We start from the raw sequence: 18,842 nt of genomic DNA, 5'->3' as shown, positions 1-18,842 counted from the left end.
AAACAGGCTACCAGAAGTCGGAAATGTTTCATATCAGCAACGAGACGGCCGCCGAAAAGCTCAGGAAAGACAACGCGGTCGACACCAGGATGATGCGCGCCACCCTGCCCGTGTCGGCGCCGAAGCGCTCGGTCAGCAGCGCCACGTTGCTGGCACTGGGCAGGCAGGCGACCAGCACCAGCGCAGTCAGGGCGGACGGATCGATGGGAATGCCCAGGCCGATGGCGGCATGGCCGATGGCGAGCAGCAGCAGCGGGTGGATCAGCAGCTTGATCAGGGCAATCGGGACAAAATCGGTCAGCGCGGTGGCGCCGCTGGCGTTCATCTGCGAGCGCGCCAGCACCGCACCGATGGTGAACAGGGCCACGGGCGAGGCGGCGTCGGCCAGCAGGCTGATGGTGTTCATCAGCGGCGCGGGCAATACCAGCCCCACGCCGGACGCCAGCGCGCCGAGCAGGATCGACCACGGCATGGGGTTGCGCAGCATGCCGGCCAGGGCGTTGCGCAGGGCCGCCGCGCTACTCTGCCCACCTGCCGGCCCGAGGCGCGACAGGGCGATGCACAGCGACGTCGTGATCACCAGATCGACCACCAGCGCCACGATCACCGGACCCGACGAGCGTGGCCCGAGCAGTGCCAGCAGCAGCGGCACACCCATGAAGCCGGTGTTGGGAAAGGCGGCGACCAGCGCCCCGAAGGCGCCATCGTTCCAGCCGGCGCGGCGCAACGTGACCAGCATGGCCAGGCCCACTGTCGCCAGCGCACACAGCAGGTAGACGCCGAACAGCCCGGCGTCGAGCAGCTGGGTCAGCGGCGTGGTCGAGCCGAAGCGGTACAGCAGGCACGGCAAGGCAAAATACAGGACAAAGCTGTTCAGGCCCGGAATGGCCAGTTGCGGCAGCATATGGCGCCGCACGGCAAGGTAGCCGCACAGGACCAATGCGAAAAACGGGAAGGTGATGGCGAGGATCGCGAGCATGAACGGTCATTGTAGCGTGACCGCTCAGCTCGCGCTCGCGACCCTCCCGCCGGCGCCATCGACAGCCCGGCGCCCAGGATTTGCCTGCCTTGCCTGCTGGCTACTGGCCGGATTTCTCCGTGGCCGTGCCCGAGCTTCCCTTGGCGTTGTTCTTGTTGCCGTGCAGTTCCTGTGCCGCATTCAGATGCTGGTCCACGGTTGGCGTCATGCGCGTCACCAGCGCCTTGATATCGGCATCCTTGGCGCGGCCCTGTGCCCTCGTCAGCATGCTGTGGGTTTTCTTGTGCTCGGCCACGCCCGCCTGCGCCATGTAGGCGCGGTCGAACGCATCGCCCGAGAGCGCGGCCAGCTTGTCGGCCTTGGCCTTGTGCGCGCGGTCCAGCGTGGATGGCAAGGTGATGCCCTTGGTCTGCGCCAGTTGCTGCACCTCGCTCAGCGCCTTGGTATGGTCGTCGATCATTTGCTGCGCATACTTCTTGATTTTGTCGTCCTGGCTCTTGCTCTGTGCGGTACGGGCCGCCTCGATTTCGGACATATTCGCCATGGCCAGGTCGGTGACAATCTTGCGGTCCGTGCTGCTCACGGTCGCGGCGCCACCGGTGCCGCTGGCGGTGCTGCCCTGGGTCGCGCTCTGACCGCTCGTACTCTGTGCGCCGGTCGTCCCGGTGCCGCTTTGCCCGGTGCCGCCCTGCGCCGTTCCGCTTTGCCCCGTGCCACTCTGTCCGGTCCCGCTTTGTCCGGTGCTGCCCTGACTGCCAGACTGCTGCGTTCCGCCCGTCTGGGCCTGAACCGCCAGCGCGGCGCACAGCACTGCTGCGAGGCCAGCGCCGCGCATTCGTTTTACTGGTTTCTTGTTGAGCATGTCGATCTCCTGATGAGGTTGGGATTGAAGCTCGCGCACGAGCACTTGTCACTTTTTGACAGCGCGCCGGCCCCGCAAGTTCACCTCAGCGTCGTCCGAATGTCGACGATGACGAACGGCATCCCCAAATGAAAACACCGCCGGCAAGCGGCGGTGCTGAACTGGCCGATACAAGATCAGCGCTGGTACATCCCGGCGTCAGGACAGCACCTGAACCGCATCGAACACGCGCGGCGCCGTCTCCAGCGCGAAGCGGGCGTTGGTGCCGCCCACGTCGGCCGGAAGGCGCGGCCGATCACTCAGGGACGCGCCAGCACTCATTTCAGGTCCGCGCACTTGAGCGCATCCTTCTCGAGCGCAGCTCCGCCGGCCACCTCGATATTGGCAAAGGCCGCGCTGAAAGCAGCGTCGCTGGCCACCGCGAACGGCGTTTCCACTTTGGCCAGGTCGGCGCCCTTGGCCGTGAAGCAGGCCAGCGGAATCCTGACGGTCTGCTTGGCCTTGCCCACCAGCCCCTTGAATACCGTCGTCAGGTCGAGCGCGGCGCCGTTCATCGACACCAATACCTTGCCGGCCGGCGCGCTGTTGACGATCGTATCGAACTGCAGCGCGCCATCCTTGCTGGCGAAGGCCGGCAGCGCCACCGCCCTGGCACCGTGCGCTTCGAGGCGCGCAGGGCCGCTCCAGGTCACGTTCTTGGCATCCTGCTGGGTGTTCACCTGCGAGGTCTCGATCTTCACGCCGGGCTGGGTGAACGCGTTGTTCAAATCGGCGCCGAGCGCGCTGCGCTTGTCGCCCACCACCACGTACAGCGGCCAGGTGGCGCGGTCCGACTGGTTAAATACCGGGTACAGATTGGTCACGCCGCAGCCGCCATCGGCGTACGTGGCGTCGAGCTGACCGACCTTTTGCTTACTGGCGTAGGTCAGGCCGTAACCGGTCTTGAACAGCGGCGCGTAATCGGCGTCGCCCACGTTCACGGTCGCCTGGCAGATCGACTTGGGCCACGAGAACGACAGCTTGCCCTTGAAACCATGCGCGCCCTTGAACAGCACATCGGCCACGCCCTTGCCTTCCGAGCCAGGCAGCCAGGCGGCGACAAAACTGTCGGACAAATTCATCAGGTCATTCGTGTACAGCGCGCGGCCCGACACCAGCACCGTCACCACCGGCTTGCCCTTGCCGGCGACGGCTTTGAGCACGGCCAGGTCTTCCGGATGGCGGCCGCTGTGGCGCAGGGTGCCGGATGGGCCGATGTCGCCGCCGAACTCCGCGTACGGCGTTTCGCCGATCACCGCCACCACGGTATCGAACGCTGCCACGTCGACGCCTTCGCCGGTGGCGCTGTAGGTCACGTTGGCGGCGCCGGCGGCGTCCTTGATGCCCGCCAGGATGGTTTCGCCGTTCGGGAAGTCGCTGTTCTTGTTATCGGTGCCCTGCCACGTCAGCGACCAGCCGCCCGTCTGCAGCGACAGGTCGTCGGCGCTTTTACCGACCACCAGGATCTTCTTGCCACGTGCGAGAGGCAGCGTGCCGCGGTCGTTCTTGAGCAGCACCAGCGATTCGCGCACCATCTGGCGCGCCAGTGCGCGCGCCTGCAGCGCTTCCGGCTTGCCGGCGTACTTGCCGGCCGACGGCTTTTGTCCGAACAGACCCGCGCGCAGCTTCACGCGCAGGATGCGGGTGACGGCATCGTCGATGCGCGCCATCGGAATCTCGCCCGCTTCCACCTGCTTGATGGTGTTGGCGATGAAGGCTTTCCAGTCGTTCGGCACCATCACCAGGTCGATGCCGGCGTTGATCGCCTGCGCGCAGCTGTCGTTGCGGCAGCCCTTCACCTGGCCGATGCCGTCCCAGTCGCTCACCACCAGGCCGTCGAAGCCCATTTTGGTCTTGAGGATATCGGTCAGCAGCTCGCGGCTGCCATGGACCTTGCCGTAGTCCTTGCCGGATGAGACATCGTCCCAGCTGTTAAACGACGCCATCACCGTCTGGGCGCCGGCTTGCAGGGCGCTGTAGTAGCCGGCGCCGTGGATGTTCATCATCTGTGCGGGAGTGGCCTTGGTGATGCCCTGGTCCTTGCCCTGGTCGGTGCCGCCGTCGCCCATGAAGTGCTTGGCCGTGGCGACCACGTTGGCGTCGTCGCGGAACTTGCCCTGCATGCCGCGCACGTATTCGGCGGCGTAGCTGTTCACCAGCGCCGGATCTTCCGAAAAGCTCTCGTAGGTGCGCCCCCAGCGGTCGTCGCGCGTGACCGCCAAGGTAGGCGCGAACACCCAGTTGATGCCGGTCGCGCGCACCGCCTTGCCGACCGCCTCGCCCATCTGCAGCGCGAGCTTCTTGTTGTGGGCCGCACCCAGGCCGATATTGTGCGGGAACAGGGTGGCGCCATACACATTGCTGTTGCCGTGCATGGCGTCGATGCCCCAGATGACCGGCACTTTCACTTTCATGTCGGTGCTCATCGATGCGTCGTAAAACCTGTCGGCCAGCGCAACCCAGTGGGCCGGGGTGGCGTACTTGTTCCCGTTCGGCCAGCTGCCGCCGCCATTCAAGACGGAGCCGATGTAGAACTCGCGCACCTGGTCCGGCGTGATGGCCTTGATTTCGGGCTGGGTCATCTGGCCGATCTTCTGCGCCAAGGTCATGCCGGCCACGATGCCGGCGACCTTGGCTTCGAGCGCGGCGTCGGCAGCGATGGCGCTGCGTAGGCGCGGCCACTCGGTCAGGGTTTGAGGAGCGGCGCCGGCGTGGCTGGCGTGCAGCAGCGCGACGGCTGCGATAAGACAGGAATTCTTGATCATGGTATCAGTGCGAAAAAGTGAAAATCCCCGCCGGTGAAAACCGCTGTCAGGGTCCGATCTGCTGCTGCCACAAGTTGGAAACGCTCCCAACCGAAGGGCAATAGTGCGACGATGAAGAAATTTTGTCAATCATAAGATTGCGTAAATCCACGTCATTTCGGCCACCATCACCGTCGTTCGCACCATCACCGTCGTTCACACCAACACCGTCGTTCCCGCGCAGGCGGGAACCCAAGTTCGTAGCGCAGCTACCGGCGACTCAATAAACTTGGGTTCCCGCCGAGTGCCGCCTTGGCGCGGGAAGTCGTTTCTGCCAATGGCAGGAACGACGGTAGTGGCGGTGGTTGTAGTGGCGGCGTGGAGGTTAAGCGGCGCAGCCGCCGCCCCCTACTCCGCGCGGCGCTTGGCCGGCTTGCCCAGGGAGGCGCGCACGGTCACGCTGATCGGGAAATCGCGCTCCACCGGATGCGCGCTGCCGTAGCAGCGGTTGAGCAGCGCATTGAGCCCGCTCAGGGTCACGTCGCGCCATGGAATGTGCACGGAGGTCAGGCGCGGCGCGGAGAACTGCGCACTCGGCGTATCGTCGTAACCGAGCACCGACACGTCGCCCGGCACCGACAGCCCCACGTCCTGGAAGTACGACAGCGCGCCGACCGCCATTTCGTCATTGGCGCAAAACAGCGCCGTGAACTTGTGGCCCGAGGCCACCAGCTCGGCCGCCGCGGCCCATCCGCCTTCGGGCGAAAAATCGCTCTCGGCCACCCACATTTTTTCGGTATTGATGCCGTTGCGCTCAAGCTCGCCCATGAAGCCGGCGATACGGTCGACGTTGTCGGGCGAGGTCGATGGCCCCGCGATCACGGCGATCTTGCGGTGCCGGTGCTCCAGCAGCGCGCGCGCCGCCGCGATGCCGCCCTCGGTATGGTCGGCCGAGAAGCACTGCTCGGCAATGCTGGCGAAGCAGTGGTTCAGCACCACCACGCGCGACTGCTTCGGTCCCAGCGCGGCGATGTCCTCGTCCGACAGGTGATTGGTCAGCAGAATCAGGCCATCGCAGCCGCGCTCCATCAAAAAATCGATGCCTTCGATGGCCTGGCGCCGCGCATCGCCCGAGCCGACCCCGAACGCCACCACCATGTGCAGGCCGGCGGCGCGCAGCGCGGTGTCGATCGACTGCAGGATCGGGGTGTAGAAGGTGCCCTTGAGGACGGGGATGTACACGCCGATCATCTGCGACGTCCCGGACAGCAGCGAGCGCGCCGCGTGCGACGGGCGGAAATCGAGTTCCGCGATGGCTTTTTTGACCCGTTCGAGCGTCGCGGGCGAGACCGAGCCCTTGCCGCTGACCACGCGCGACGCGGTTCCCAGGCCTACGCCGGCAAGGCGTGCTACGTCTTTGATATTGGCCACGACTTCCTTTGATCGGTCAGATTAGTAAATACAGCGGAAGCATACCGCAAACCGCGAATTATGCATGCCCGGCGCGTCCCTTTCCAGACAAAGTAGCGGCGCGCCGTTCACAGGCGCTGCTCGGTGGCCTTGTCGAACAGCGACACGCGCGCCGCGTCGACCGCGAAACGCACCGTCTCGCCCAGCGCGAACACGCGCGTGTCGTTGACGATGGCCGAGAGCTGCTGGCCGGCGGTGGCGATCCACACGATCTGGTGGTTGCCCATCGGTTCGACCAGCGCCACCGTGCCTTCGAGCGCGCCATCGTCGGCGATGCGGATATGCTCGGGACGAATCCCGAGGACCAGCGCCAGGCCGGCCGCCGCGCCGGCGGTGCCGCCTTCCAGGCGAAAGCCGTTGCCGGCAAAGCAGCCGTCGGCATCGATCGCGCCATCGATGAAGTTCATCGATGGCGAACCGAGAAAACCGGCCACGAACAGGTTCGCGGGACGCTCGTACACGTCCGCCGGCGCGCCGATCTGCTGGATTTTACCGGCCCGCATGACCACGATGCGGGTGGCCAGGGTCATCGCCTCGACCTGGTCGTGGGTCACGTAGATCATGGTCGAGCGCAGCGTCTGGTGCAGCAGCTTGAGTTCGCGCCGCAGTTCGGCGCGCAGCTTGGCGTCCAGGTTCGAGAGCGGTTCGTCGAACAGGAACACGCCCGCTTCGCGCACCAGCGCGCGCCCGATCGCCACGCGCTGGCGCTGACCGCCCGAGAGCTGCGCCGGTTTGCGCGACAGCAGGGGTTCGAGGTGCAGCATCCCGGCGGCACGTGCGATGCGGCGCGCAATCTCCGCCTTGGGCGTGCCGTTGATGCGCAGACCGAAGGACATGTTTTTCTCCACCGTCATGGTCGGATACAGCGCGTACGACTGGAACACCATGCCGATATGGCGCTCGCTCGGGTCGGCGAAGGTCATGTCCTCGCCGCCGATTTCCACCGTGCCGGCGCTGACTTCGATCAGCCCGGCGATGCTGTGCAACAGGGTCGATTTGCCGCAGCCGGAAGGCCCCAGCAGCACCAGGAATTCGCCCTCCTCCACCGCCAGGTCGAGGTCCTTGATAATCTCGTTGCCACCCAGGGTGATGCACAGCTTGCGGACACAGACATTCGACATTGATTACCCTTTTACCGCGCCGGCGGCGATTCCGCGCACGAACCAGCGCCCTGAAATGAAATAGATCGCCAGCGGCACCAGCGATGTGAGGATGGTGGCGGCCATGTTGACGTTGTACAGGCGCGTGCCGGTGGTGGTGTTGATCACGTTATTGAGCTGCACCGTCATCGGCGCGTTGTCGCGCCCCGCGAACACCAGTCCCAGGATGTAGTCGTTCCACACGCCGGTCACCTGCATGATCGCGGCCACCACGATGATCGGCAGCGACATCGGCAGCATCACGTGGATAAAGATGCGAAAGAAGCCACCGCCGTCGATGCGCGCGGCCTGGAACAATTCGTGCGGAATGGCCGCGTAGTAGTTCCGGAACAGCAGCGTCATGACCGGCATGGCGAAGATCATGTGCACCAGCACGATGCCCGCCAGGGACCCGAACAGGCCGAAGGTGGCCAGCACCCGCACCAGCGGATAGATCATCACCTGCAGCGGAATGAAGGCGCCCACCATCAGGATCCCGAAGAGCGTTGACGCGCCGCGCGGCTTCCAGAACGACAGCGCGTAGCCGTTCAGGGCACCGATCAGGATTGGCAAAATGGTGCTCGGCACGGTGATCGCCACCGAATTCCAGAAGCCGCCGCGGATGCCTTCGCACGAAGCGCCGGTGCAGGCGCCGCTCCAGGCGTCGCGCCAGGGTTCGAGCGTGATCTGCAGCGGCAGCGCGAAGATGTTCCCGAGCCGGATTTCCTCCATCGGCTTGACCGAGGTGACCAGCATCACGTACAGCGGCAGCAGGAAGAACAGCGCGGCGCTGATCAGGAAAGCGTAGATGCCGATGCGCGCCGGATTGAAGTAGGAACGGCGCTTCATGCGCGCCCCTTGCGGCTGCGCGCATAGGCGTACGGCGCCAGCATGGCCAGCACCGGCACCAGCAGCACCACCGCGCCGGCCGAAGCCAGGGCGATGTTGGCGCGGCCGAACAGGTGATCCATGATGAACTTGGCCGGCACTTCGCTGGCCGTGCCGGGACCGCCCTGGGTCATGGCGACGACCGCGTCGAACAGCTTGACCACGGCGGTCGAGAGCAGCAGCAGCACGGTGGCAATGGTCGGCCACATCATCGGCAGCACGATCGACAGGTACACGCGCCAGGTCGGAATGCCGTCGAGCCGCGCGGCCTTCCAGATTTCGCCGTCGATGCCGCGCAGGCCGGCCAGCATCATCGCCATCACCAGACCGGACGCCTGCCACACGGTGGCGATGACGACCGTGTAGATGACCATGTCCTGGTCGACGATCCAGTCGAACGAAAAGCCCGCAAACCCGAACTGGTGCGCCGCCTGCTCGATGCCGTTGCCGGGCGTAAGCATCCACTGCCACACCAGGCCCGTGGCCACGAACGACATCGCATACGGATATAAAAAGATCGTGCGCAGCACGCCTTCGCCGGTCACATTCTGGTCGATGAACACAGCCAGCAGAAAGCCGATCACCAGACAGGCGCCGATGAACAGCACGCCGTACAGCGCCAGGTTATGCAGCGACAGCAGCCAGCGTTCGTTCTCGAACAGGCGCGTGTACTGCGCCATGCCGACAAAGGTATCGGACGGGAAGCTGCGCGAGTTGGTCAGCGAAATCCTGAGCGACCAGAGGACCGTGCCGAGATAGCCGACGATCACCGTCAGCGCCATCGGCAGCAGCGCGGCAAAGGGAATGACCTGGCGCAGCGGGTGGCGGATGCGCATCGGTCAGCCTTTCAGGGCGGCGGCGATATTCTTCTGCGCCTTTTCGACCGGCATGGCAGTGTTCCAGTACGCGGTCAGCACATCGACCAGCGCACCGTTCTGGTCGGGCGTGAGGTACACCTCGCCGTTGCCGACGTGGCGCGTGCGGTCTTTCATCACCGCCAGCGCGGCCTGGGCGCAGGCGTCGAGCGCGGAGGCATCGAGGTCGGCGCGCACCGGCAGCGAACCTTTGATCCGGTTGAAGGCGGCCACCGTGGCCGGCGCCACCATCACGCCGGCCAGCAGCTTCTGGGCCTTGATGGTGTCGGCGTTGGCGCTCTTGGGGAAGATGAAAGCGTCACCCTGGATCAGGAACGGTGCCCGCGCGCCGAAGCCGGTGATGCAGCCGTATTGATTGCCGGCGGTGAGTCTGGCGGCATTCAATTCGCCCTTGACCCAGTCGCCCATGATCTGCACGCCGGCCTTGCCGTTCACCAGCAGCGCGGTGGCGTCGTTCCAGTTGCGCCCGGGCGAGCCCGGATCGACATAGGATTTGAGGCGCTTGAACGCCAGCAGCACCTGCCTGAACGGTTCGGACGCGATCGCGCGCGGGTCGCGGTCGCGAAATACGCTCAGGTACAGGTCCTTGCCGCCCACATTGGCCAGCACCGCCATGAACACGATATTCTCCTGCCACGACTGGCCGCCGTGCGCCAGCGCAATCAACCCGGCGGCTTTGAGCTTGTCGAGCGCGGCGAACAGTTCGTCCATCGTGGCCGGCTCTTTGGCAATGCCGGCTTTTTTGAAGGCAGCCTTGGAATACCAGATCCAGGTCGGCATGTGCACGTTCAGCGGCACCGCGTAGTAATGGCCCTTGACCTTGATGACGTCGCGGATCGGGGCCGGCAGGGTCGTGTCCCAGCGCTCTTTCGCGGCGATGTCATCGACGTGATTGAGCATGCCCTGTTCGACCAGGTCGAGGAACTGCATGGAGGCGTTGAACTGGGCGGCGGCGGGCGGATTGCCGCCGACGATGCGGTTGACCGCCACCGCGCGGGCCTGCTCGTTGCCGGCGACGGCAGTATCGATCCAGGCCCCGCCGGCGGCGCGGTAGGCGTCGGCGATGGTCTTGACGGCGGCCGATTCGCCGCCCGAGGTCCACCAGTGAATCACCTCCGCTTTTGGCCGTTCGGCTTGAGGTCCGACCGCGTGCGCCGTGGCGCAGCCAAGCGCCAGCGCTGCCGCCAGCGCCAGCTTGTGTGCTCTGTGCATCCTGTCTCCTTGTGTGCGGATCTGTGTCCGCTCGCCGGGGCAACGTCGGATTGGAAACGTTACCATCGCAAGCACACGAATATAACACCCATCGATTTTAGGTGTCAACGAGTTAACAGCGCGCGCCATGGCGTCGCCCGGGATGCGGTATGAACCATCGTGAAAAGATGGCGCGGCAGTCACCGGCGGCGGCGCTCGATGAGCGGCAGGATCAGGTACGGACGGTGAAAATCACCGCTATTTTGTTAACGTTTCACAACAGCCGGCCGGGAAAACCGGCCGGGCGCTAGCGGAATGTGGGTCCGGCGGAATGGATGATGTCGCGCCAGGACGAACGCACAGCCGGCGGCGTGCCCGGCACCATCTGCGGCACCGTGACCGTATCCTGCACAGCCTCGGCATCGCGCAAGGGCTGCGGCAGCGCCGGAGCGGCCGACTGCGCAAGCGCTGGCGGTACAGGTGCTGGCGCGGCGGCGGAGGCAGGTGCGGGAGCAGCTGCAGGCGCGGCCGCGGGAGCAGTGGCGGGCACGCGTACGGGCGGCGCTGCCGGGGTTGCCGGCAGCGTGGTGTAGGCCTCGTCGCTGACCCCGGAGCGCACCATGCCGCGCCGGTACGGGGTCGTGAGGACGCGTCCCGTCACATCGAGCGGCACGCCGCCTGAGGCCAGGTAAATTGCGGCTTGGTGAACCGATACGGTGTCCTTGAGAAGGATTGCCTTCTCCACCGTCGCGGCCATTGCATGATTCTTGCGTCGCTCTTCCATTGCTGCTCCCTTTCGGCAACAATATACAGCCCGATGGAATTCAGCGCAATCCTTGCCTCCGAGTTCCCCGGGTCAGCCGCGCGGCTTGGCCACCCACTGGCGCACGCTGTCGCGCTGCCACTGCGCCGCGGCGTAGGTCTTGAGGCGTTCCGGCACCGGGTCGCCGTTCAAAATCAGCCGGTTGAGCACCAGCGCCAGCTCGCTGTCGGCGATGCACCACTCGCCGAACAGGTGCTCGCCCGTCACCAGGCGCTCGGCGATGCCGATCAGGCGCTCGGCCGCGGCTTGCCCGGCCGCCGTCAGCGGCGTGGCCGTCGGCGCGCAAAACACCACTTCGGTGGTGCGCTCGGCGCGCAGGGCCATCAGGTCGCTGCGCAGCCAGGCCAGGACCTGGCGCGCGCGGGCGCGCTGCTCCAGCCCGGCCGGCAGCACCGCGCGCCAGGCCGGCGGCGGAAAGGCTTCTTCCAGATACTCGACGATGGAGCTCGACTCGGCCAGCACCAGCTCGCCATGCACCAACAGAGGAACGCGTCCGGTCAGGCCCAGGTCGCGAAAGCGCGCCTGATGCTGCTCGCCCTTCTCCAGGTCGACCGTGTGCAAGGTGAACGGCAATTGCTTCTCGGTCAGGGTCTGGAACACCGACATCGCCCACGGACTGGTGAAACGGCTATCGACGTACAGGATCAACTCTTGCATGATGGGCTCCGGTGGGCAAAAAGTAAGACAACGAGCCAACCATGTTATAGCAAAAGTTGCAAGATTGCTGCCGACCCCTCAGAAGTGGTAGGCCACGCGCACCATCGGCGTTTTGGCGCGGTAGCCCTGCCCGCCCGTGGTCGCCGACGTGTTGCCGAATTTATTGTTCCAATACTGGTATTCGAGGCCCACGCGGAAGGTGCGCTTCTTGTAGCCCATGGCCGCGCCGGCGTCGAACATGATCTGCATGTCGATGTTGGTTTCGGCGCCGGTGTCGGCCCCGGTTTCGCTCTTGCCCTTCGATGCGATGAGGTTGGCATAGCCCTCGAAGGCCCACAGCGTGCCGAGCGGGATGCCCCAGCTGGCCGTCAGCATCGGATGCAGGTCGTAGGTGTAGCGCCCGCGCACGTTGGAGATGGGCGGAAAGGCGCCGCTCGGCGCATTACTCTCGCGTCGCAGCAAGATGCTGGTCGACAGAAAGCCCGGCACATCCCACATCAGGGTCGGGCCGACCACCAGCATCCGCTTGCGCGAGTTGTAGCCGACATCGTTCTTGGCGTTCCAGTCGAAGCCGAGCGTCACGCCGGCCCCGCTCACCGGACCGAATTTGATGGGGGCGCCGCGCAGCTTGCCGATGTCGAGCGTGTGGCGGTACACCACGTAGGCTTCCTGGGCGCCGTCGGTCTGGTTCAGCGATGCCGGGTCCTTGCTGTCGGAAATGAGCATGTCGACATTGAAGAAATTGCTGCCGTACTGGTAGCCGCTGGCGTGCGTCAGCGCGAAAATGTGCTTGCCGACGTACTCGCGGTTGAACGGTTCGCGATAGCGCTCGCCGGTGCGCCAGCTGATCGCCGTGTCGCTCCATTCGGCCGCATGGGCGGCGCCGCCGGCCAGGCTGGCCGTGGCAAGGATGCAGGCCGCGGGCAGGCCGCGCAGGATGGTTGCGTTCATGATGCTCCCGTGGTTGAAAGTCGAAGACAAATGGACGGCATTCAGAATTCTTCCCAGTCGTCGCCCGCGGCCGGGGCGACGCTTTTGCCCGCCGGCTTGCCGCCGGGTTTGCTGGCCGGCTTGCCGGCCGCCCGTGGCGCCGGTGCGCGCGCCACGCTGCGGGTGGCGGGCACGTGCCGGGCCGGTGCGGCGCGCGCGGCCGGCGGCGTGGCGCTCTCGTCGAGCTTGAATACGCTGACCACGCTGGCCAGGTTGGCGGCCTGGTCCTGCAGCGACTTGGCCGCCGCGGCCGCTTCTTCCACCAGCGCCGCGTTCTGCTGGGTGGCGTCATCCATGGCGCTGATCGAATGGTTGATCTGGCCGATGCCCTGGCTCTGCTCGAAACTGGCGGCGGCGATTTCGCTCATCAGGTCGGCCACCTGCTGCACCGAGGTGACGATCTGGTGCATGGTCACGCCGGCTTCGTCGACCAGGCGGCTGCCGGCGTCGACCTTCTGCACCGAGTCGTCGATCAGGGTCTTGATTTCGCGCGCGGCACTGGCCGAGCGCTGCGCCAGGTTGCGCACTTCGCTGGCCACCACGGCAAAGCCGCGTCCCTGCTCGCCGGCACGGGCCGCTTCCACGGCCGCGTTCAGGGCCAGGATGTTGGTCTGGAAGGCGATGCCGTCGATGACGCCGATAATGTCGACGATCTTGCGCGAACTGTCGGTAATCGATCCCATCGTGCTGACCACCTGCCCCACCACTTCGCCACCCTTGACGGCATGGGTCGAGGCCGACACGACCAGCTGATTGGCCTGGCTGGCGTTCTCGGCGTTCTGCTTCACGGTCGAGGTCATCTGTTCCATGGCGGCGGCGGTTTCTTCCAGGCTCGATGCCTGCGCTTCGGTGCGCCCCGACAGGTCCATATTGCCGGCCGCAATTTCGCTCGATGCGGCGGCGATGGTTTCGGTGCTGCCGCGCACCTGGCTGATGGTCAGGTTGAGCGAGGAGACGAAGCGGTTGAAGGCTGCCGCCAGTTCGCCCACCTCGTCGCTGCTTTCGACCGGCATGCGGCGGGTCAGGTCGCCATTGCCGCCGGCGATGTCGCTCAGCATGTGGGCGGCGCGCGCTACCGGGCCGGCGATCGCGCGGCTGATCAGGAAAATCCCGAACAGGCCGATGCCGCCGCCGATCAGCGCCGCCACCAGGGCCGAGACGGTGGCGTCGCGCGCCACATTGCCCAGCACTTCGGCTTCCGGCACTTCGGCCACCACATACATGTTCAGGTCCGCCACGAAGGACGACACCACCATCCGCCGCGCTGCCCCGAGGTCGGTTTCGGCGTGGGTGAATTTGGCGCCGCTCAGCAGCGTTTTGCTCAGCGCTTCATCGTAGCCCGGCAAATCCTTGAGGTAATGCTTGCCGTCGGCCAGCGCCGGGTCGCGGTGCACCAGCACCAGGCCATTGGCGCGCACCAGCGACACGAAGCCGGACTGGCCGATGCGGTAGGCGCGGATGGTATCGGCCAGGGAGGTCACCGACAGGCCCAGGCCGGCCACGCCGAGCTTGCCGCCGGCGGCCTCGGCACGGGTATTAATGAACAGCATGAATTCGTTGGACCCGACTTCCTTGTCCAGGTCCAGGGTGTAGGGCTTGCCGCTGGCCAGGAAACCGTAGAACCACTGATCGGTGCCGGCGGCCTTGGCCAGGGTGCGGCTCAGGCCCTGGTCGGTCATGTATTTGCCGGTCGACTCGGAAATCCAGAACACGGTGGCGGCCTTGTTCCTGGCCTTGATCTGGCCGGCGTAGGCTTTCCAGGCTTCCATGCCGGTGTCCGGCAAACCCTCCGCCTCCCACGCCTGCACGTAGCTATTGTTGGCCAGCGCCAGCGAGGTCGCCAGCGGAACGGCGATCTGGCGCAGCACGTCGTTGCGGATCTCGCCGATCACCGATGGCAGTTCCTGCTCGACCACCCGTTCGCGGATGCCGCGCCCGGTCATGATGATGCTCAGAGTGGAAGAGATCGCAACGAACAGCAGCAAACAGGCTGCCATGCTCAACATCAATTTCTTTTGGATCGAGAGGTGGCGTAACAGCGTCAAGGCGGTGTCCTTTCGGTGACGGGGAGTCACACAGTAGGACCATATTCCTTTCTAGCTTGCGTCAGGTCAAGACCAAACGTACTGGAGCGTGCTATCGCCCTCCCGAAGTGTTGCGTGCCTGTCGTAAGCTGGACAAACACGCAAGCTTTCAGCCGGCGCCGAGGTAGATGAATTTGAACAGGAAGGCCCCGGCGATCACCCACACCGCCGCCCTGACCTCGCGCGCGCGCCCGGTCATCAGCTTGAGCACGGCGTAGGAGATGAAACCGAAAGCCACCCCCATCGCGATCGAATAGGTAAACGGCATCGTCAGCGCGGCGATCGCGGCCGGCACGCTCTCGGTGGTGTCGTTCCAGTCGATCTCGCCCAGTTCGCGCAGCATCAGGCACGCCACGTACAGCAGCGCCGGAGCGGTGGCGTAGGCCGGCACCACCGACGCCAGCGGCGAGAGGAACAGGCAGCCGAGGAACAGGATCGCCACCGCCACCGCGGTCAGGCCGGTGCGCCCGCCGGCCTGGACCCCGGCCGCGCTTTCGATGTAGGCCGTGGTGCTCGACGTGCCCAGGGTGGCGCCGGCCACGATGGCGCAGCTGTCGGCCATCAGGGCCTTGTTCAGGCGCGCCATCTTGCCGTTGACCAGCAGCCCGGCGCGGCTGGCCACGCCCATCAGGGTGCCGGTGGCGTCGAACAGTTCCACCAGGAAGAACACCAGCACCACGTTGAGGATACCGACCGACAGCGCACCCATGATGTCGAGCTTGAACAGGGTCGGCGCGAGCGATGGCGGGGCCGACACCAGGCCCATGAATTTGTTACCCGCGAAGAAAAAGCTGAGCACGGTGACCAGCAGGATGCCGATCAGGATCGCCCCTTTGACCTTGAGCTTGTCGAGCGCGACGATGACGAAAAAGCCGGTGATTCCCAACAGGGCGGGCGCGGCGTGCAGGTCGCCCACGCCGAGCAGGGTGGCCTCGTTGCCCACCACGATGCCGGCATTGCGCAGCGCGATCAGGCCGAGGAACAGGCCGATCCCCACCGTGATGGCAACCCGGATCGAATGCGGAATGCCGTTGACGATGATTTCGCGCAGGCGAAACAGGCTCACCAGTAAAAACAGGCAGCCGGAAATGAAGACCGCGCCCAGCGCCACCTCCCACGACAAGCCCATCTGCTTGACCACGACGTAGGCGAAGTAGGCATTCAAGCCCATCCCGGGCGCGAGCGCGATCGGATAATTGGCGTACAAGCCCATGATCAGGCTGCCAAGGGCGGCGGCCAGGCAGGTGGCGACGAACACGGCATCCTTGGGCATGCCGGCGTCGCCGAGGATCGAGGGGTTGACGAAAATGATGTAGGCCATCGTCAGGAAAGTGGTCAGCCCGGCCAGCAGCTCGGTGCGGACATCGGTTCCGTTTTCCTTGAGTTTGAAATGGTTTTCAAGTAACGACAAGATGGTCTCTCCTGGTGAATATGCATGATGAATGGAAACAGCCGAGGTGCCGTCTGCGACCGTATCCTACCTGCTCGCCGCTGAATCGCATGAGTTGTGCATAACCGCTATCTATTCCGGCATATGGCTGGCGCAAATACAACAGTTAACTGTTGCAGTACCGCAAATTTGCCTTAAACTAAAGCGCCCTTGCCAGAAACCCTATCAGTTTGCTTAACATCAGCAGTTTGCCTCTCACCGACCAGAAGGAAAAGGACTACGCATGAAACTAAGCCATATCGCATTCGCAGCGGTCACGCTGTGCCTCGGCAGCGCCACGTTTGCGGCCGAGACCATCAAGATCGGCGCCATGCTGCCGCTGACGGGCGGTTCCGCGCCGCTCGGTCTGGCGGTGCGCGACGGCCAGCGTCTGGCGGTCGCGCAGATCAATGCCCGTGGCGGCGTGATGGGACGCAATCTGGAACTGGTCGAGGTCAACGACGAAAGCAAGCCGGAAAACGCGGCGGCAAACATGAAAGCCCTGCTGTCCAAGGGCGTGGTGGCCTGCTCCTGCGGCGTGAACACGGGCGTGGTGCTGGCCTACCAGCCGGTGATGCAGGCGGCCAAGCTGCCCAACGTGGTCCCGGCATCGGCCGGCACCAAGCTGACCAAGGCTTTCGCCAACGCGCCTGAAGGCAACTACACCTTCCGCGTGCAGGCGTCCGATACGCTGCAGGCGCAGATGATGGTCGACTATGCGATCAAGAAGGGCTACAAGAAAATCGCGCTGCTGCACGACACCACGCCGTACGGCACGGGCGGGCACGACGACATGGTCAAGCAGCTGCTCACGCACGACGTCAAGGCGGTCGCGGTGGGCAGCTTCAAGCTCGGCGACACCGATATGTCGGCCCAGCTGGCCAAGGCCAGGGAAGCCGGCGCGCAAGTGCTGCTGCTGTACGGCATCGGCACCGAACAGGGCCATGTTGCCGCCACCGGCGCCAAGCTGGGGATGCACCTGCCGATCATCGGATCGTGGACCAACGCCACCGAATCGTTCCTCAACGTGGCTGGCGCCCACGCCGAAGGGGCGATCTCGCCGCAAACCTTCGTCGAAGGCGCCAGTTCAGCGGCGGGACGCGAATTCGAGGGCGCCTACCGCGCCGCATACAAGCGCCCGCGCATGAACAATCCTACCGCCGTGGCCGGCGGGCACGACTCGATCCTGCTGCTGGCCGCCGCCATCCGCCAGGCCAACAGCACCGACGGCACCAAGATCAAGGCCGCGCTGGAAAGGCTGAGCCTGCCGGTGCCGGGCGCGATCGCGACCTATAACAAGCCGTTCTCGGAAGACGACCACGAAGGCATCAACCTGAGCAGCGCCCTGATGGCGATCTGGAAAAAAGGGGCGGTGGTACGCGCCCCGCTGTAAGCGCTCAGCCGCTCAGGACGCGGGCCTGGCCAGTTGCGCCAGCGCCTGCGCGTCGCCGTTGAAAAGATCGAGGTCGACCGCGCCGGCAATGCCGTCGAGCTTGCCGGTTTGCGAGTGCTGCCAGATCGCGTAGCCGGTCACGCCTTGCGGCAAGACCGGCGCGGCGGCGCTGGTGTACTCGGCGATCCACAGCGGATACGCGGCCAGCGCCGCGCAGCCGGCCAGGTTGCTGTTCCAGAAGCCGCGCGAGGAATAGATCAGCGGCGTGCACGACAAGCTCTCGCGCACCTGCGTCAGCCAGGCCAGCGCACAGCGATCGATGGCCGTTGCCTGCATGCCGCAGGCCTTCTCAACGTCGAGCATGGGCGGCAGGTCGCCGGCCTGCGGGGTCCCCAGCAGGCTCAGGAAATGGCGCGCCTGCGCCGTCCCATCCGCGTCCGCATGCAGGAAGTGATAAGCACCGCGCGCGATGCCGGCCGCGCGCATGGCCGCATAGTTGGCGCTGAAAAAGGGATCGCTGACGCTGTTGCCTTCGCTGGCCTTGGCGTAGGCAAACACGACCTCCTGTTGCGCGACTTTGGCCCAGTCGATCGTGCCCTGGAAATGCGAGACGTCGATCCCCTTCAAGAACGTATTGCTCATGGTGCGTTTCCTTCCTGCGGCCGCGAGCGGCCCGCTTGGTGAGATGGCTTGAACAGTCCAGGGTACGGCAGGCACTATCGGCCAAGTGATGCTTTCCTCTCGCGTCGAGCCTGCCAGCCAGATTAGCATGTCCGGCACTGGCGCAAGCTTGTACGTCAAGAGCGCGCGAGCGCGGACAACACAAACATTGAGCTAGCTCAAGCTCAACACCGAAGGTCCCAACGAAGCGCCGGCGCCGCCCTCTTACATGGAGCGCCACCGCCAACCGGACCTCCAGCATGCCCGGAACCACGCCCATACCCCTCGTCGAGCCTGCAAAACCCGCGGCCGCTGCGGCGCCGCGCGCGGTCATCGGCCCCGCTGAAGCCATTGCGCTCACGGTCGGCGTGGTCGTCGGCACCGGCATCTTCAAGGCCCCGGCCCTGGTGGCCGGCATGACCGGTTCGGCCCCGTGGATGTTCGCCGCCTGGGCCCGGGGCGGACTCATGTCGCTGATCGGAGCGCTCTGGGCATGGCGGGCATGGGCCGCTCGGAAGCGCTCGCCGCCGACCTGCTGCATGCCGCCCTCGGCCGCGCTGGCGCCGCGATGATTTCGCTGATCGTCGCCATCGCCGCGCTGACCTCGATCAACGCCACC

At 65.4% G+C, this 18,842-nt stretch carries 18 protein-coding genes; 3 read left to right on the top strand and 15 right to left on the bottom strand.

Translation table 11 applies throughout. The features are described 5' to 3' along the window. Positions 1 to 28: 28 nt before the first annotated feature. The 9 genes from CR152_RS05460 to CR152_RS05425 all read right to left on the bottom strand — a co-directional run bounded on the left by CR152_RS05460 (position 29) and on the right by CR152_RS05425 (position 10,208). On the bottom strand, positions 29 to 979 hold the full coding sequence (locus CR152_RS05460; RefSeq protein ID WP_099874016.1) for an AEC family transporter: 951 nt from the start codon (positions 977 to 979) through the stop codon (positions 29 to 31). A 100-nt stretch (positions 980 to 1,079) separates the two neighbouring features. Continuing rightward, on the bottom strand, positions 1,080 to 1,841 hold the full coding sequence (locus tag CR152_RS05455) for a DUF4142 domain-containing protein (protein WP_157778334.1): 762 nt from the start codon (positions 1,839 to 1,841) through the stop codon (positions 1,080 to 1,082). A 198-nt stretch (positions 1,842 to 2,039) separates the two neighbouring features. Continuing rightward, positions 2,040 to 2,162, bottom strand: coding sequence for a hypothetical protein (locus tag CR152_RS34625; protein ID WP_267876229.1), 123 nt, complete (start codon positions 2,160 to 2,162; stop codon positions 2,040 to 2,042). Then, positions 2,159 to 4,645, bottom strand: coding sequence for a glycoside hydrolase family 3 protein (locus CR152_RS05450; RefSeq protein WP_099874014.1), 2,487 nt, complete (start codon positions 4,643 to 4,645; stop codon positions 2,159 to 2,161). The genes CR152_RS34625 and CR152_RS05450 overlap by 4 nt, the downstream gene beginning before the upstream one ends. Positions 4,646 to 5,032: 387 nt before the next feature. Next, positions 5,033 to 6,055, bottom strand: coding sequence for a LacI family DNA-binding transcriptional regulator (locus CR152_RS05445; protein WP_099874013.1), 1,023 nt, complete (start codon positions 6,053 to 6,055; stop codon positions 5,033 to 5,035). A gap of 107 nt (positions 6,056 to 6,162) precedes the next feature. Further along, positions 6,163 to 7,215: an ABC transporter ATP-binding protein gene (locus CR152_RS05440; RefSeq protein WP_099874012.1), complete on the bottom strand. Its 1,053-nt coding sequence runs from the start codon at positions 7,213 to 7,215 to the stop codon at positions 6,163 to 6,165. A 3-nt stretch (positions 7,216 to 7,218) separates the two neighbouring features. After that, a complete protein-coding gene (locus CR152_RS05435; RefSeq protein WP_099874011.1) occupies positions 7,219 to 8,082 on the bottom strand; it encodes a carbohydrate ABC transporter permease in 864 nt (287 codons plus the stop codon). Then, positions 8,079 to 8,957: a carbohydrate ABC transporter permease gene (locus CR152_RS05430; protein WP_099874010.1), complete on the bottom strand. Its 879-nt coding sequence runs from the start codon at positions 8,955 to 8,957 to the stop codon at positions 8,079 to 8,081. Before CR152_RS05430 ends, CR152_RS05435 begins: the two co-directional genes overlap by 4 nt. Before the next feature lie 3 nt (positions 8,958 to 8,960). Continuing rightward, positions 8,961 to 10,208 (bottom strand): ABC transporter substrate-binding protein, encoded by a 1,248-nt coding sequence (locus CR152_RS05425; RefSeq protein WP_099874009.1) that lies wholly within the window; start codon positions 10,206 to 10,208, stop codon positions 8,961 to 8,963. Between the two features lie 149 nt (positions 10,209 to 10,357). On the opposite strand from CR152_RS05425, the gene CR152_RS32685 reads away from it, so the two are divergent. Continuing rightward, a complete protein-coding gene (locus CR152_RS32685) occupies positions 10,358 to 10,498 on the top strand; it encodes a hypothetical protein (RefSeq protein WP_157778333.1) in 141 nt (46 codons plus the stop codon). Here CR152_RS32685 and CR152_RS05420 read toward each other — a convergent pair. From CR152_RS05420 to CR152_RS05400, 5 genes are all read right to left on the bottom strand, one after another. After that, positions 10,495 to 10,971 carry a hypothetical protein gene (locus CR152_RS05420; RefSeq protein WP_157778332.1) on the bottom strand — a complete coding sequence of 159 codons (477 nt, stop codon included), beginning with the start codon at positions 10,969 to 10,971 and terminating at the stop codon, positions 10,495 to 10,497. The two genes, CR152_RS32685 and CR152_RS05420, sit on opposite strands and share 4 nt — an antisense overlap. 72 nt (positions 10,972 to 11,043) lie before the next feature. After that, the gene (yfcF, locus tag CR152_RS05415; protein ID WP_099874007.1) at positions 11,044 to 11,667 is read right to left on the bottom strand and encodes a glutathione transferase; all 624 of its coding nucleotides are present in this window, start codon (positions 11,665 to 11,667) and stop codon (positions 11,044 to 11,046) included. Between the two features lie 78 nt (positions 11,668 to 11,745). Beyond that, complete coding sequence (locus tag CR152_RS05410; protein ID WP_099882022.1) at positions 11,746 to 12,618, bottom strand: outer envelope protein; 873 nt, start codon at positions 12,616 to 12,618, stop codon at positions 11,746 to 11,748. Between the two features lie 41 nt (positions 12,619 to 12,659). After that, entirely contained in the window at positions 12,660 to 14,702 is a 2,043-nt protein-coding gene (locus tag CR152_RS05405; RefSeq protein ID WP_099874006.1) for a methyl-accepting chemotaxis protein, read from the bottom strand. A gap of 148 nt (positions 14,703 to 14,850) precedes the next feature. Next, entirely contained in the window at positions 14,851 to 16,152 is a 1,302-nt protein-coding gene (locus CR152_RS05400; protein WP_099874005.1) for an NCS2 family permease, read from the bottom strand. 262 nt (positions 16,153 to 16,414) lie between these two features. On the opposite strand from CR152_RS05400, the gene CR152_RS05395 reads away from it, so the two are divergent. Beyond that, complete coding sequence (locus tag CR152_RS05395) at positions 16,415 to 17,563, top strand: ABC transporter substrate-binding protein (RefSeq protein WP_099874004.1); 1,149 nt, start codon at positions 16,415 to 16,417, stop codon at positions 17,561 to 17,563. Positions 17,564 to 17,575: 12 nt separating this feature from the next. Here the strand turns inward: CR152_RS05395 and CR152_RS05390 are convergent, their stop codons facing one another. Then, on the bottom strand, positions 17,576 to 18,205 hold the full coding sequence (locus CR152_RS05390) for a GH25 family lysozyme (protein WP_157778331.1): 630 nt from the start codon (positions 18,203 to 18,205) through the stop codon (positions 17,576 to 17,578). A gap of 278 nt (positions 18,206 to 18,483) precedes the next feature. On the opposite strand from CR152_RS05390, the gene CR152_RS33765 reads away from it, so the two are divergent. After that, positions 18,484 to 18,795 (top strand): hypothetical protein, encoded by a 312-nt coding sequence (locus CR152_RS33765; protein WP_208640075.1) that lies wholly within the window; start codon positions 18,484 to 18,486, stop codon positions 18,793 to 18,795. The last annotated feature ends 47 nt before the right edge of the window (positions 18,796 to 18,842 follow it).

The organism is Massilia violaceinigra (genome assembly GCF_002752675.1).
GTDB lineage: Bacteria > Pseudomonadota > Gammaproteobacteria > Burkholderiales > Burkholderiaceae_D > Telluria_A > Telluria_A violaceinigra.
Note: the sequence above shows the minus strand (reverse complement) of the source record. Positions and strands in the feature narration are given on the sequence as shown.